The sequence below is a fragment of the Massilia sp. P2_C2 genome (assembly GCF_056404615.1).
Genome location: NZ_JBFUDR010000158.1, coordinates 1 through 13943 on the forward strand (window position 1 = coordinate 1; position 13943 = coordinate 13943).

The 13943-nt window shown below is 65.6% G+C and carries 19 protein-coding genes and 1 pseudogene; 10 read left to right on the forward strand and 10 right to left on the reverse strand.

The genetic code is table 11. From position 1 onward, the window contains the following. Together AC1DYX_RS18125 and AC1DYX_RS18130 are read left to right on the forward strand one after the other, a co-directional pair. Positions 1-463: OmpA family protein (locus AC1DYX_RS18125; protein WP_477261293.1), on the forward strand; the 463-nt coding region annotated here is incomplete at its 5' end. A 100-nt stretch (positions 464-563) separates the two neighbouring features. Continuing rightward, on the forward strand, positions 564-1496 hold the full coding sequence (locus AC1DYX_RS18130; protein ID WP_477261295.1) for a YihY/virulence factor BrkB family protein: 933 nt from the start codon (positions 564-566) through the stop codon (positions 1494-1496). Between the two features lie 35 nt (positions 1497-1531). Here the strand turns inward: AC1DYX_RS18130 and AC1DYX_RS18135 are convergent, their stop codons facing one another. The 3 genes from AC1DYX_RS18135 to AC1DYX_RS18145 form a co-directional block, all read right to left on the reverse strand. After that, positions 1532-2806, reverse strand: a complete 1275-nt coding sequence (locus AC1DYX_RS18135) for an AI-2E family transporter (protein ID WP_477261297.1) — start codon at positions 2804-2806, stop codon at positions 1532-1534. 129 nt (positions 2807-2935) lie between these two features. Beyond that, positions 2936-3250 (reverse strand): BON domain-containing protein, encoded by a 315-nt coding sequence (locus tag AC1DYX_RS18140; protein ID WP_477261299.1) that lies wholly within the window; start codon positions 3248-3250, stop codon positions 2936-2938. Between the two features lie 80 nt (positions 3251-3330). Further along, positions 3331-3879 carry a hypothetical protein gene (locus tag AC1DYX_RS18145; protein ID WP_477261301.1) on the reverse strand — a complete coding sequence of 183 codons (549 nt, stop codon included), beginning with the start codon at positions 3877-3879 and terminating at the stop codon, positions 3331-3333. Between the two features lie 205 nt (positions 3880-4084). Between AC1DYX_RS18145 and AC1DYX_RS18150 the strand changes: the two genes are divergently transcribed. Then, the gene (locus AC1DYX_RS18150) at positions 4085-4549 is read left to right on the forward strand and encodes an outer membrane lipoprotein (RefSeq protein ID WP_477261303.1); all 465 of its coding nucleotides are present in this window, start codon (positions 4085-4087) and stop codon (positions 4547-4549) included. Positions 4550-4819: 270 nt separating this feature from the next. On the opposite strand, the gene AC1DYX_RS18155 is transcribed toward AC1DYX_RS18150, so the two are convergent. The 6 genes from AC1DYX_RS18155 to AC1DYX_RS18180 are packed head-to-tail and all read right to left on the reverse strand — an operon-like array spanning position 4820 to position 7927. Then, entirely contained in the window at positions 4820-5185 is a 366-nt protein-coding gene (locus AC1DYX_RS18155; protein ID WP_477261305.1) for a hypothetical protein, read from the reverse strand. A gap of 18 nt (positions 5186-5203) precedes the next feature. Beyond that, the gene (locus AC1DYX_RS18160) at positions 5204-5590 is read right to left on the reverse strand and encodes a phage holin family protein (protein ID WP_477261307.1); all 387 of its coding nucleotides are present in this window, start codon (positions 5588-5590) and stop codon (positions 5204-5206) included. A gap of 18 nt (positions 5591-5608) precedes the next feature. Beyond that, complete coding sequence (locus AC1DYX_RS18165; protein WP_477261309.1) at positions 5609-5950, reverse strand: ElaB/YgaM/YqjD family protein; 342 nt, start codon at positions 5948-5950, stop codon at positions 5609-5611. 41 nt (positions 5951-5991) lie between these two features. Then, positions 5992-6528, reverse strand: coding sequence for a ferritin-like domain-containing protein (locus tag AC1DYX_RS18170; protein ID WP_166863245.1), 537 nt, complete (start codon positions 6526-6528; stop codon positions 5992-5994). Between the two features lie 31 nt (positions 6529-6559). Beyond that, on the reverse strand, positions 6560-7483 hold the full coding sequence (locus AC1DYX_RS18175) for an OmpA family protein (protein WP_477261312.1): 924 nt from the start codon (positions 7481-7483) through the stop codon (positions 6560-6562). A 42-nt stretch (positions 7484-7525) separates the two neighbouring features. Beyond that, positions 7526-7927, reverse strand: coding sequence for a DUF4398 domain-containing protein (locus AC1DYX_RS18180; RefSeq protein WP_477261314.1), 402 nt, complete (start codon positions 7925-7927; stop codon positions 7526-7528). A 191-nt stretch (positions 7928-8118) separates the two neighbouring features. Here AC1DYX_RS18180 and AC1DYX_RS18185 point away from each other — a divergent pair, with 191 nt between their 5' ends. The 3 genes from AC1DYX_RS18185 to AC1DYX_RS18195 all read left to right on the forward strand — a co-directional run bounded on the left by AC1DYX_RS18185 (position 8119) and on the right by AC1DYX_RS18195 (position 10934). Continuing rightward, complete coding sequence (locus AC1DYX_RS18185; protein WP_477261316.1) at positions 8119-10170, forward strand: AsmA family protein; 2052 nt, start codon at positions 8119-8121, stop codon at positions 10168-10170. Positions 10171-10332: 162 nt separating this feature from the next. After that, positions 10333-10662: a BON domain-containing protein gene (locus tag AC1DYX_RS18190; protein WP_477261318.1), complete on the forward strand. Its 330-nt coding sequence runs from the start codon at positions 10333-10335 to the stop codon at positions 10660-10662. Between the two features lie 50 nt (positions 10663-10712). Continuing rightward, positions 10713-10934: a glycine zipper 2TM domain-containing protein gene (locus tag AC1DYX_RS18195; RefSeq protein ID WP_477261320.1), complete on the forward strand. Its 222-nt coding sequence runs from the start codon at positions 10713-10715 to the stop codon at positions 10932-10934. A 134-nt stretch (positions 10935-11068) separates the two neighbouring features. Here the strand turns inward: AC1DYX_RS18195 and AC1DYX_RS18200 are convergent, their stop codons facing one another. Next, positions 11069-11809, reverse strand: coding sequence for a Crp/Fnr family transcriptional regulator (locus AC1DYX_RS18200; protein WP_477261322.1), 741 nt, complete (start codon positions 11807-11809; stop codon positions 11069-11071). A gap of 209 nt (positions 11810-12018) precedes the next feature. Here AC1DYX_RS18200 and AC1DYX_RS18205 point away from each other — a divergent pair, with 209 nt between their 5' ends. From AC1DYX_RS18205 to AC1DYX_RS18220, 4 genes and pseudogenes are all read left to right on the forward strand, one after another. Further along, positions 12019-12840 (forward strand): glycine zipper 2TM domain-containing protein, encoded by an 822-nt coding sequence (locus tag AC1DYX_RS18205; RefSeq protein WP_477261324.1) that lies wholly within the window; start codon positions 12019-12021, stop codon positions 12838-12840. Positions 12841-13020: 180 nt separating this feature from the next. Next, positions 13021-13398: a hypothetical protein gene (locus tag AC1DYX_RS18210; protein ID WP_477261326.1), complete on the forward strand. Its 378-nt coding sequence runs from the start codon at positions 13021-13023 to the stop codon at positions 13396-13398. 110 nt (positions 13399-13508) lie between these two features. Beyond that, on the forward strand, positions 13509-13655 hold the full coding sequence (locus tag AC1DYX_RS18215) for a lmo0937 family membrane protein (protein WP_105378160.1): 147 nt from the start codon (positions 13509-13511) through the stop codon (positions 13653-13655). Positions 13656-13792: 137 nt separating this feature from the next. Further along, a pseudogene (locus AC1DYX_RS18220) lies at positions 13793-13943 on the forward strand (OmpA family protein); the annotation flags it as partial.

A 13943-nucleotide genomic window follows, 5' to 3' on the forward strand; every position in this document is an offset into this window, starting at 1 on the left:
ACCGACCCCGGTCGTCGAGACGCCGCCGGCGCCGGTCACGCCGCCGCCGCCCCCGCCCCCGCCGCCGCCGCCGGCCCGCTTCGAGAAGGTCACCCTGTCGGCCAGCGAACTGTTCGGGTTCGACAGCGCAACCCTCAACATGCCGCAGCCGAAGCTGGACGACATCGCAGCCGCGCTGCAGGCCGACCCGTCGATCACGGACGTGGACGTCACGGGCTACACCGACCGCCTGGGTTCGCCCAAATACAACCTGAAGCTGTCGGAGCGCCGCGCCAACGCCGTGCGTACCTACCTGATCGGCAAGGGCGTCGCCGCCAACCGCCTGAAGGCCCATGGCAAGGGCGAGCAGAACCCGGTCGTGACCGACTGCCACCAGAAGAAACGCAAGGAGCTGATCGAGTGCCTGGCACCGAACCGCCGCGTGGAAGTGGAACCGATCACGATCGAGCGCCGCGTGCAATAACGCGACACGGCCGGCCCCATGCGCCGGCCGTCGATCGTACAGGTTGGGCGTAGGCCCGTGAACGCGCCTTCGGGCGCGTTCGTTCTTTTGGAGGTTAGCGATGGCAGTACAAAACTGGATCCCGTTTTCCCGCCAGGTCGTCCACGTGATGCGTTGCGCCGTGACCGAATGGCTGGGCCACCGGGCGTCGAGCAAAGGCGCCGCCCTCGCCTTCTACACCCTGTTCTCGCTGGCGCCCATCCTCGTGCTCGTCATTGCGATCGCAGGCTTCTTCTACGGCGTCGATGCCGCCCAGGGCCAGTTGCTCGACGAATTGCGCGGCCTCGTCGGCAAGCAGGGCGCGGAAACCATCCAGGCGATCCTGGCCGGCGCCCGCAACAAGGAAAGCGGCAAGCTGGCGACGATCATCGCCACCGTGCTGCTACTGGTCGGCGCGACGAGCGCGTTCGCYGAACTGAAGGACAGCCTGGACGAAATCTGGGACGTGCCGCCGCCGACGGACGCCACCTGGTGGGATACCGTCCGCACCCGTTTGTTGTCGTTCGGCCTGATCCTCACGCTCGGCCTGCTGCTGATGTTCACGCTGGTCGTGTCCGCTGCCCTCTCGCTGCTGGAGAAATACCTGGGCGGCATGTGGCATTCGGCCACGATCATCCTGGGCTGGGTGGCCTCCGGCATCAGCTTCCTCGTCATCGCCGTGATGTTCGGCGCCATCTACAAGCTGCTGCCCCGGGTCAAGCTGTCGTGGCACGACGTGACCATCGGCGCCCTCGGCACCGCCATCATGTTCACGCTGGGCAAATTCGCAATCGGGCTGTACATCGGTAACAGCGGCACGGCCAGCAGCTTCGGCGCGGCCGGTTCGTTGATCGCATTGCTGCTGTGGGTGTATTACTCGGCGCAGATCTTCTTCCTGGGCGCGGAATTCGCCCGGCAGTATGCCTTGCAGATGGGCAGCCTGCACGACAAGGAAGCGGCAGCCGGTGTGCACAAACCCGGCGGGCCGGCATCGAGCCCATCGCCCACGCGCTGACACGCGCAGCGCGGCGCCCGGCCGCCGCGCCGCCTTCATTCGCCGAGCAATTCGGCGATGATTTCCATGCCCTCCACGCGTTCGGCCACGACCTTGATCACGACCACGACCGGCACGCCGAGCAGCAAACCCCACATGCCCCACAGCCAGCCCCAGAACAACAGGCTGACGAAGACGGCGGCCGGGTTCATCTTGGCGATCTTGCCCGTCATCCAGGTTGTGACGACCATGCCGACGAGCGTCGCGATCGCGAGCGACGCGCCCGCCACGAGAATGACCATGCGCAGCGATTCGAACTGCAGGAAAGCGACGAGGCCCGTGGCCGACGTGATGAGCAGCGGGCCGAAGTAAGGCATGACGTGGGCGACACCGGCGAAGATTGCCCAGGCGCCCGCGTTTTCCAGGCCGATGAAGCGCAGTGCAATCCACATCAGCAGGGCCAGCAGGACGTTCGTCACGAGCAGCATGAACATATAGTTCTGGATGGACGTGTTGATGTCCTCGAGGATGTGTACCGTCACCTTCTTCTGCGTCAGCGACGGCCCCGTCAGCTTGACGAGCTTGCGCTTGAACGTGTCGCCCGCCAGCAGCAGGAAGAACACGAGGAACACGACCATCGCGGCCTGCGAAATGAAGCTGGCCAGGCCGACGGACCCGGCCAGCAGCCAGTCCATGACGCGGAAATTGCTGGCGCCGGGTGTCTGCGCGGCAGCCGGCACGGGTGCGCGGCGCGCCGCCGCGGCGCGCTTCTCGGCGCCCGCGTTGGCGGCGGCCTGTTCGATCTCCGCCGCGGCGGCCTGCACCTGCTGGATCGTCGACGGACCGTCCGACGCATCCATGAGCATGCGCGTGACCTTGTGCGTCAACGTGGGCAACTCGTCGACGATGTTGAGGAATTCGCCCTGCACGCGGTGGGCCGTGAGGGCCATGCCGACGAGGATCAGGCCCGTGACGAGCGTGGCACCGATGGCGCGCCGGATGTGCCAGCGCTCCAGCCAGCGCACGACGGGGCTCAGGGTGTAGGCGATGAAGATGCCGAGCAGCAGCGGCACGAAGAAATTCTTGGCCCACTGGAGGCCGAAAATGAAGGCGAYGGTCGCGATCACGCCCAGCGTGACGCCGCGTACATTCACATGGACGGGCAGGCGCAGGTCGCCGTGCTCGGCGCCCAGTTCCTCGCCGGTCGGCGCCCCGGCATCGTTCACGAGGCCCGCTTCGCGCGCTGCCTGTTCCGTGCCCGCCTCCGCCACGGTCGTGACGATGGGTTCGATTGCCTCGGGCGTAGCGGGGGCGGATTTGGCGAGCTGCATGATACCTGCCTGAAAAAAACAGCCGGGCCCGGGCACCTGTCGGTCGGCTTCCCGCCCGACAGGTGCCGCGTGACACGGCGATCACGACAACCTTCGGGGCCGGCCATCACGCAGGCCGCCCCAACGGCTTCATTTTACGCGGATGTCGTTCTTGACCGACGCCACACCTTTCACGCCGCGGGCCACGTCGGCAGCCTTTTGCGCATCCTGCGGCTGGGCCACGAAGCCCGACAGCTGCACGTCGCCCTTGTAGGTTTCGACATTGATCTCGGTGGCTTTCAGGGTCGGCTCATTGAAGATCGCGGCCTTGACCTTCGCCGTGATGGCGGCGTCATCGATGTATTCGCCGGTGCTCTCCTTGGTCGGGGACGACGAGCAGCCCACGACGGTGAAAGCGACGGTAGCGGTGAAGATGGCGGTGGCGATGCGTTTGGTGACGTTCATGATGAACTCCTCGTTAGTGGTGGTACTGGTTGTGCTCTGCGAGAGCGGGGGTGCGGTGTCATCCGCTTATCTTTGTCCGACTACTTCGCGAACTCGGCCTTCGCGGCCGAGAGGCATTGATCCTTCGCGGCGCCGGCAAAGGCGTCGCATTTCTCCCGGGCCACGCGCCAGGCCGCGTCCAGCTTGTCCTCGCGCGCTTCGTTGCGCGCCTCGATCGACTTCTGGTCAGCCTTCGCGTCGGCCTGGGCCGCGACGTAGCGGGCCTTGGCCTGTTCCTTGCACACGTCCCTGTCGTTGCCCGTGAGCCCGGCGCAGCGGGCCTTGTCGAGGTCGTAGTTGCTTGACGCGATGCGCATGCGCGCCCGGGTATAGGCCTTCAGCGTGTCCTCGTATTTCGCGCGGGCTTCTTCATCGGCGCGCACGCGTGCGGCTTTCGCTTCGAGTACGCAGACGTCTTTCGGATTGCCCGTGATGGCGTCGCAACGGGCACGCGCGTTCTTGTAGTCGGCCGCTGCGGCGTCGCGCGCTTGCTGGTAGGCCAGCTTGGCTTCAGGCGTCGCCGCGCGGACATGGCCGGCAGCCCACAGCAGTGCCGCGCCCAACAACAGGATCAGGTGTGGTGTGCGCATGTCTTGTTCTCCTTGTAGCCACTGAGCGATGTTCCTGTTGACGTTGTACTCTGCTGTACCGACGATTTCTGTTCGCTGCCGAACACAGAAAAAACAGATGACGAAAAAGCATCGTTTTATGGCGGACAGTAGGGTGCGTCAGCGCACAGACCCGATACGGATGACTGCGTAATCTAGTCCTACATTTTTGCCAGGAGAACAAGTCATGAAAGCTACTCGTACCCTTGCCGCCCTCGTCGCGGCCAGTGCGCTCCTCGGTGGCTGCGCCAGCAACTCGCCCCAGCCCAGCTACGCCAATGACGGCTACCGCAGCGGCTATGACAACACGGCGTCGGCCGGCTACGGCACGATCGAATCGATCCAGGTGACCAGCGGCGAAGGCCGCACGAGCGGCGCCGGCGCAGTCGTCGGCGGCCTCGTCGGTGCGCTGGCCGGCAACCAGGTCGGCAGCGGCGGCGGTCGTACCGCGGCAACCGTGGCAGGCGGCGTGGCCGGCGCGGCGATCGGCAACAGCGTGGAGGCGAACCGTAATGCCGGCGCCCAGCAGATGTACGCGGTCAATATCCGCCTCGACAATGGTGAATACCGGACCGTCGTCCAGGACAATGTGTATGACTTGCGCGTGGGCAACCGCGTGCGCATCGTCGACGGTCGCGTCTATCGCTATTGACCGGCACCGGGGCAGGCGCGGCACGGCAGACGCCGCGCCCTGCCCCGGCTGCTTTCGCTATTCGCAGCCGGCGCATGCCGGCTTTTTTCATGGATGGAAAAGTTTGCGCGCAAAAAAAGACGGCGTCCAATCGTAGATTGCGACGCCGCTCAAGCCCCACCATATTCGTGAATGGCGCAATCCGGCGTGCGGACCGCGCCTGATGACAATCGTGTAGTGCCTGTTTGCATCGTTTGCGGCGCCGGCTTGCGCCAACGCCGCCGCTAAACCCTAGTATGCCACTTGCTGCGCGCGTTTGCGCTGCAAGTACCAACCGAGCGCGCCCAGGATGACGGCGGCGCCCAGTGCCGGTTTGCCGAGCCTGCGCTTGCGGATAAAGCCTAGCACGGTCAGGGCATATGGGGCCAGCACCGATACGCTCGTGCCGGTCGGCTTGAGCAGCGCGTCGGCGCGGGTACGCAGCACCCAGGTCGCGTGGTCGAGCACCGAGTGGAACATGACTTCGGGCTTGGCCGCGTGCTTGATCTGGGCACGGGCATGGACGACACCCGAGCGGTAGAACTCGGCGTCGCGCAACAGGGCGCGCTTGCGCTCTTCATGGGAGCCATGCGGGTGATGGCCGATCATCTTGTCCATATCGTGTTCTCCTCCGATTTACATGAGCATGTCACGGTCGTTGCGCAATTCCTTCATGGTCTCGGGGAACGCCAGCTTGCCCTGCTTGAGCAGCGAAAGTCCCTTCATCACGAGGATCAGCGTGAGGACGGCGAACACGGCGAACATGACGAGCAGGATCTTCCAGCCCATTTCTTCCCAGGCCAGCGCCACGATCGTGGCGGTGCCATAAGCCAGCGCGAACCATGTGGCCAGGGCCGCCAGCGCGAAGATGGCGACGAGTTCGATCACGTGGTTGCGCACTTCCGTCAGTTCGAGCGCGGCGAGTTCCACGCGCGACACCACGAGCCCGAACAGGTTCTTTGCCAGGCCCGTGATCCCACCCATGAGGCCGGGGCTATGCACGACGGTTTCGTTGTTATCCATGGCTGCCCCCGCGCGGATTTATTTGCGGCCCAGAATGACACCCAGCAGCAGGCCGACACCGGCTGCCACGGCCACCGTGCGCCATGGGTTGTCCTTGACATAGACATCGGCCGTGCGCGCCAGTTCCTTGCCCCTGACCATGGCTTGATCCTGGACCTTGCCGGCCTTGCCCAGCGCCTGGTCCAGCAGTTCCATGCCGCGCTCGCGCAGCTCGTCGGCCTTGTTGCCGGTAAGGGCGGCGGCGGCGCTCAGCAGCGACTGGGCATCGCGGACCAGCGCTTTCATGTCGGTGCCGGTGTCGCGGGCGGAACCGTTGACGGACGATGCGCTGCCGTTGGCGCGGCTGAAGGTGTCTAGCATGATGTGCTCCTTGTCTTTGTAGTGGTTGGTGGGTGAACCRTTCAGGCCAGCAGGTCGCGCATGTCGTCGGCGTGCTCTTCCTCGGTGGCCAGGATCTCGATCAGCATGTTCTTCGTGGTCGGATCCTTGTCGCCGATGGCCTGAATCATCTGGCGGTAGGATTCGATCGCCACGCGCTCGGCGATCAGGTCGGCGCGGATCATCGCCTGCACGTCGTCCGAATCGTCGTACTCGGCATGGCTGCGCTGGGTCAGCGTGGCCGGGTTGAAGTTCGGCGAACCGTTCAACTGCACGATGCGCTCGGCGATGCGGTCGGCATGGTCCTGCTCCTGCTGTGCATGCTCGAGGAACTCGGCCTTGATGTGGCCCGTGTTCGGGCCGCTGACCGTGAAGTAGTGGCGCTTGTAACGCAGCACGCACAGCAGTTCCGTCGCCAGCGCCGCGTTGAGCATGGCGACGACGGCTTCGCGGTCGGCCGCGTAGCCTTCGGTCACGGCGCCGTCTTCGAGGTTCGCCGCCGCGCGGCGGATTTCCGCGATGTCGAAGCCGTGCGCCAGGTTGGATGCGTTCTGTTCCATGAATCTTTCCTCTTCCAGTGGGGTTCAATGTTCAGCGCTGCGCCGCGCGTGGCGGGATCGTCGCGCCCGCATTCGACAGCACGATCTCCACGCGGCGGTTCAGCTGGCGGTTCGAGGCCGTGTCGTTCGACGCGACCGGGAACGCCTCGCCATAGCCGCGCATGCCGATGCGCTCGCGCGGCACGCCGAGGCTGACCAGGGCTTGCGCCACGGACGCGGCGCGGCGCTCGGACAAGTCCTTGTTGTGGGCCGCGCTGCCCGTGCTGTCGGTAAATCCTTCGACCATGACCGTGCGGTCGGGGTTCTGCATCATGACCTCGGCCAGCTTGCGCGCGGTCGCCATGCCGTTCGCGTTCAGTTCCGCGCGATCGGTGGCGAACAGCACGTCACCGATCGTGACGACCATGCCGCGTTCCGTCTTTTGCGCATGCAGWTCGACGAGCAGCGCTTCGAGGCGCGTTGCGCGCTCGGCCTGCTGGGCGGCCTGTTGCTGGGCCGCGGCGGCCTGGGCCTGGGCATCCTGGGCCTGCTGTTGCGCGGCGGCGGCCTGGGCCTGGGCAGATTGCGCGTCACGCCTGGCGCGGTCGGCCTCGGCGGTGCGGGCTTCCAGCTGGACACGGTCGCGTTCGCGGGAGGCATTGGCGACCTCGGCCTCGGCGGACTTCGCCTTTGCCACTTCCTGGGCGGTGGCGATGCGCTGCTTGGCGACATAGGCCAGGCGGTCGATCGCGTCCAGGCTTTCGCGCTTGGCGGCGGCCTGGTTGGCGCGGTCGAGCGCCTCGCTGGCCTGCCTGAATTCCATCGGGGCGTATGTCGCGACCTGCGGATTGTTGTTGGCCGCCACGAAGTCGGCCCGCGCTTCATCCAGCGTGGGCGTCGTGGTCGGCACGGTGCTGCACGCTGCCAGCGCAACGGTGCCGGCAATTACGATAGCCTTCAGGAAGTTCATTTTCATGATGATCCTTTCTGCGTATGAATGCGCGGGGCGGTGCCCGCCTTACTGTTGCTGCGGCTGGTCGGAATTGGCGCGGTCGACTTCCTGGCGCAGCACGCGCAGGTCTTCGTTGAGGGCGTCGGCGGCGGCCGTGGCCTTGGCCGAATTGGCCTTGCTCTGCGCCAGCCTGGCGTCGGCCTGGGCCTGGATCGCCAGTTCGCGCGCCGTCCTGTAATCCTTGGCCGCGAGCGCCTGGTTGGCGCGCATCATCTTGTCGCGCGCAGCGGTGATCTCGGCGGGCGCCAGCTCGGGCGCGCCGGCCGACACGGCGTTTTCGACGGCGTTATGCGAAACCGCGACGGCAGCCGTGGCCGGGGTCTTTTCGGGGCTGGCGCATGCGGCCAGCGAAAGTACCGCGGCAGCTGCGCCGACCCGCAACAGCAGGTTCATCGATTTCGTATTCATCCTGCGACTCCTGTGGTTGGGTGTTGGTAACGTTATAAGCCTTTCACCCGACGAGATCGGTTCGCTGGCGCACATAGACGCCGTCCCACCCGCTCAGCGGCCGGACCAGGGTGCGGCACCGCACATTGACGGGCTGGCCTTTACGTTAATCTGCCCTCAACCCATCCCACCAGAAGACCAGAAGGAAGGCCATGACAGCCCAACAGCCCACACAGGCCGCGCACCTGGCGCGCCCGGTCAAGATCACGCTCGGCATCGTCGGCGTCCTGGTGACGATCCCCGTCATCGCCATCATCATCCTGCTCACGTTCGACTGGAACCGCGTCAAGCCCTGGCTCAACGACAAGGTCAGCGATGCCATCGACCGCCCGTTCGCCATCCGCGGCAATCTTGCCGTGCACTGGGAACAGCCGTCGAAGAGCATGCCGAAAGGCCAGCGCACCTGGCGCGACTACATCCCGTGGCCACATTTGTACGCGGACGACGTCCACGTCRGCAATCCGGCCGGCCTGCCGCAGCGCGACATGGCGAACGTGCGCCAGTTCTCGTTCTCGCTCGATCCGTTCGGCCTGCTGGGCCACCGCATCCACGTGCCCGTGCTGCGCTTCGACGGACCGCAGGCCGAGCTGCTGCGCACGGACGAGACGCACTACAACTGGGCCTACAAGCCGGAAGAAAAGAAATCGAAGTGGACGCTGGACCTCGAACGCGTCGTGCTGAACAAGGGCACCGTGCACATGATCGACGCCGTGACCAAGGCCGACGTGACGGCCGACATCGAGACGATCCCGAACGATCCGACCTATGGCATCGCGTGGAAGCTGCGCGGCGAATACAATGGCGCGCCCGTGGGCGGCGGCGGCAAGGCGGGCGCCGTGCTGTCGCTGAAGAACCAGGACGAGCCCTTCCCCATCCTGGCCGACATGCATTCGGCCAACACGCGCATCGCCGTCGAGGGGACGGTCACGCGGCCCGCGCACCTGGCCGGCATCGACCTGAAGCTGACCCTGGCGGCGCCGTCGATGGCGCGCCTGTATCCGTTCACCGGCGTACTGCTGCCCGAGACGCCCGCATTCTCGACCGAGGGCCACCTGACGGGCGAGCTGGGCCAGAACAAGAGCCACTGGGTCTACGACAAGTTCAAGGGCAAGGTGGGCCAGTCCGACATCGCGGGTCACCTCGAATTCGCGACGGGCAAGCCGCGCAACAAGCTGACCGGCAGCATCGTGTCGCACCAGTTGCGCTTCGTCGACCTGGGCCCGCTGATCGGCGCGGACTCCAACGCGAGCAAGCGCGCGCGCGGCGTCGACGCCGTGCAGCCGGAAGGCAAGGCGCTGCCCGTCGAGAAATTCCATACGGAGCGCTGGAAGGTGCTGGATGCCGACGTGCGCTTCACGGCCGACCGCATCGTCAAGGACAAGGACCTGCCGATCAGCAAGCTGCAAAGCCATGTCGTGATGAACGATGGCGTGCTGACCTTGCAGCCGCTCGATTTCGTGCTGGCCGGCGGTGACGTCAACTCGAACATCAAGCTGGACGGCAGCAATGCCAAACAGCCGATCAAGGCGACGGCCGACGTCAAGGCACGCAACATCCATATCAAGGAATTGTTCCCGCAGATCGAAAAGATGCAGGCGACGGTCGGCTCGATCTATGGCGAAGCCAAGCTGACCGCGACGGGCGATTCCGTCGGCGCCATGCTGGCCGACGCCAATGGCGAAGTGAAGGGCCTCATCAGCCAGGGCGTCGTCAGCAAGCTGCTGCTGGAGGAAGCCGGCCTGAATGTCGGCAACGTCATCATCACGAAGCTGTTCGGCGACAAGGAGGTCAAGCTGAACTGCCTCGCCGCCGACCTCGGCGTGACGGATGGCGTGGCCCGCACCCGCACCTTCGTGCTCGACACGGAAGAGGCCATCGTCGACATCAATGGCTGGGTGAATATGTCGACCGAACGGCTGGACTTGCGCATCAAACCGGAAACAAAGGCGTTGCGCCTGTTCACGTTGCGCACGCCGTTCTTCGTGCGCGGCACGTTCAAGCATCCCGACCTGTCGCTCGACAAGAAAGTGCTGGCGCTGAAAGGCGGCGCGGCCGCCGCGCTGGCCGTCGTCGCGGCCCCGGCCGCGGCCCTGCTGCCGCTGATCAACACGGGACCGGGCAAGGACAGCCCGTGCAATGCGCTGCTCGCACGGGCGGGCGCGAAGCCGGTCGCGCCGCCGCCGGGGCAAAGCGCCAAGCGTTGATCCGTATGGATGACGACGATGTGCAACACTGCGGTGACGTGCACGACAGTGTGTTATTTGTCGTACAGACCATTATGCGATGGACATCGTATTCTGGCGCCATGGTAAGGCCGGCGGCGTTCTCGAACACCAGGCCGGCATCGCGAGAAAGCAGGACGGTCAATGGAACGATTCGGTAACGGCAAGGTTCGGGCAGCGGCATCGGTGATGGCACTGCTGGCGGGACTGGCGCTGTGCGGGATTGCGGGCTGCGCGACGGGAGAACCGGCGGCGACCCGGCAGACCGACGACGCCGCCATCACGGCCGGCGTGCAGGCTGCCCTCCTCCGCGATGCCAGCCTCAAGGCGAGCGAGATCGCCGTCGACACGGACCAGGGTGTCGTCCGGCTGAGCGGATTCGTCGGCTCGGCGGACGACGTCGCGGCAGCGGCAGCGGCCGCACGCACCGTGAAGGGCGTCAGGTCGGTCAGGAACGAGCTGCGCCTGAAGTGATCGTTGGAACCGTGAAGAAGCGTAAGCAACCCACCGAAAAGGAGAGCACCATGAAAACCATCAAACACATCATCGTGACCGCATCGCTGGCAACCGTGGCACTGGGCCTCACCGGCTGCGCCGGCATGTCGCAGCAGGACAAGAACACCGCGATCGGCGCCGGCGCCGGTGCCGTGCTGGGCGGCGCACTGACGGGCGGCAGCGCCGCCGGCACCGTGGGTGGCGCTGCCGTGGGCGGTGTGATCGGCAATCAGGTCAAGTCGACGCACTGATCGCGCCTGACCGGCGCGCAAACAAAGACGCCCCGCATGCCGGGGCGTTTTTACATGCACTCCAACGACAGCTGTAGGGTGGGCCCCCCTGTGCCCACGCGAACGCCAACGTGAACGCAAACGTCACGCAAACGTCACGCGTGGGCACAGGGTGCCCACCCTACAGCGCCCGCCCCCGCCTCCCGCACGATCTCGTAGCAGGCACAGGCCGCGGCCGCGAGGCCTGCCGGATCGAGGATCTCGATATTGCCACGGCTGTAGTTGATCAGGCCCTGCTGCTGCAGCGCGCTCGCGGCCTTGGTCACGCCCACGCGGCGCACGCCCAGCGCATGGGCGAGGAATTCGTGGGTCAGGTGGAACCGGTCGGATTGCAGGCGGTCGCGCGTGACGAGCAGCGAACGGGCCAGCCGCGCCTCGAGCACGTGGTAGCGGCTGCACACGGCGATCTGGATGGCCTGGGCGAGCAGCGAATCGGTGTAGCGGAACAGCACGCGCTGCAGCGCCGGATTGCGGGCGAACTCGGCGCGCAGGCGGTCGGCGTCGATGCGGCTGGCGCGGCCGGCCCGCTGCACGACGGCGCGTACCTGCGTCGTATCGTGGCCGAAGGCGACGGTGGCGCCCAGCATGCCTTCGCGTCCCACCAGACCCACCTCGAGCGTCATGCGGCCCTCGGCGACGGCCATCAGCGAAATCAGGCAGTCGTGCGGAAAATAGATGTGGCGGATCGTGTCACCCGGCTCGCACAACACCGCGCCGATGTCCACCTTGACCTGGTCGAGTGCCGGCAGTATCCGCGCCAGTTCCTGCGGCGGCAACGCGGCMAGCAACAGGTTGGCGCTGTGCTCGGCGACCACTGGCAAAGCGGCTGAATTCATCGGACCCTCGCGGCTGACGTTGGGCACCCGGGGTGTTTACACCATCCGGAAACATTTACAAACAACTTTCAGTCAGCGTAACGGCCGCCCCAGGGCAAGTATGTACGGTGACGCACGGAACAGGGTGTTGTTGCCAAGGACAATGTCCAGACCGGACTCAGGGGTTTGCACCAGCACCCTGTCCCACACCGACACCGGAAAGGAAAGCCATGGATACGCATCCCACCCCGCCCGCCAGGGCCAGGCAACACCCGCTCTTGATCGCCGCCGCGATCGCCGTCATCCTGTTCTGCGCCATCGGCACGGCCGCCATCATGGGCTGGTTGCCGACGTCGACCGGCGGCAACCGCGGCCAGCTGACCGACGCCGACCGCGCGGCCCTGTCGGCCGGCCTGCAACAACCCGGCCAGCCCGGCTATGTGGCGCCGTCCGCGCTGCCGCCTGCCTTTGATCCCGCCCCACCGCTCGCCGCCCAGCCGCAAGCGCCGGGCGCTGCGGCTCCGGCATATCCGGTGCAGGCACCCTACCCGGCCCAGTCCGGCGCGCAAGCCTATGCGGCGCCCGGCACGGCATACGGCTACGGCGGCAGCCAGGGCTCGACCGCATCCGGCACCGACTACGCTCCCGCCCCGGTGGTGGCGCCGAAGGCCTCGCACAAGTCCACGAAGGTGGCCGAGGCCGAGACGCGGAGCAACTGGTGCAACAACTGCGGCAACATCGAGTCGATCCAGCAGATCAAGACCCGTGCCCAGGGCAGCGGCGTCGGCGCGGCCGGCGGCGCCATCCTCGGCGGCCTGCTGGGCAACCAGCTGGGCGGCGGCCATGGACGGCAGCTGGCGACGGTTGCCGGTGCGGTCGGCGGTGCCGTCGTCGGCAACCAGGTCGAAGGCAATATGAAGGCCGACACCAGCTACGAGATCCGCGTGCGCCTGGACGACGGCACCTTGCGCACGTTCCACCAGCGCAGCGTACCGCCGTGGCATACGGGCGACCGTGTGCGTATCGTCAAGGGGGCGTTGCATTCAGCTTGAGGATGGGATGTACAGCCAGGAGACCGGGGCCGCGGCCCCGGTTTTTTATCGGCTCAACCAGAAATGTCGGCAAGATCCCACACTCAACAATACTGACTCTTTTGTTTTTGCACTGCAGCGTGCTACCGTCATAACAAGGTGACGGAATGTGCTGTATTCAATGCACAAAGCATTGCTGCAATGCCGCATGCATGGATTGTCACCTTGCATAATCGCTTATCAAGTTTTCTTTTTCGCAATGTGCGCCAGCGCACGGAGCAGTTCGCCGACGCACTCAAGAATCGACCACAGCTTCATACGGCAGAGAACACTCAAGCGAAAGGACGCGACATGAACAGCCTGGCATGGATCGGCATCATTCTTTGGGGACTTCTTCTGACGGGCTTCGGCCTGGCCAGTGCGCCTGCACCTCAGGCGGCACCGGCCGACATGGCAGCCCAGGACGTCTTTTTCCTGATCACGGGTGGTCTGCTGACCTGCCTGATCGGGTGCACCGGACTGATGGGCTTCATGGGCTGGATTCCGGGCCTGCACAAGGAGCATAAACGCGCGACGTAATGCGCGTGCTAATGTACGGCATCGTACGGAGCGTTGAGGCTGATGGTTCGATACTGGAAACACGGCAGACATGCCGTCAACCCGTCGCCATCAACCATGAGGACATCATCATGCTCTACACAATTGCCGTCATTCTCATTATCCTGTGGCTGCTTGGTCTGGTCACCTCCTACACCGTCGGCGGCTTCATCCACATTCTGCTGGTCGTTGCCGTTATCATGATCCTGGTGCGCCTGATCAGTGGGCGAGGTATCTAGCGGCACCGTTGAGGCACGCCGCAGCGTGCCGGCCCGCAGCCCGCAGGGACCTGCGGACCTGACCGATCCGTTTCGCGGTCGTGCCCACTGACACGGGTGCGACTACGAAACGGATATTTTTTTGGAAGGAAATCATTATGAAAACAACCCTCATTCGTTCCACCCTCTGCGCCACCGCCTTCGCCGTGGCCGCCTCCGGCTGCGCCGACATGAACCAGACCCAGCGCGGCACCGCCACCGGTGCCGGCATCGGTGCCGGCCTCGGCGCGATCCTCGGCGCCTCCACGG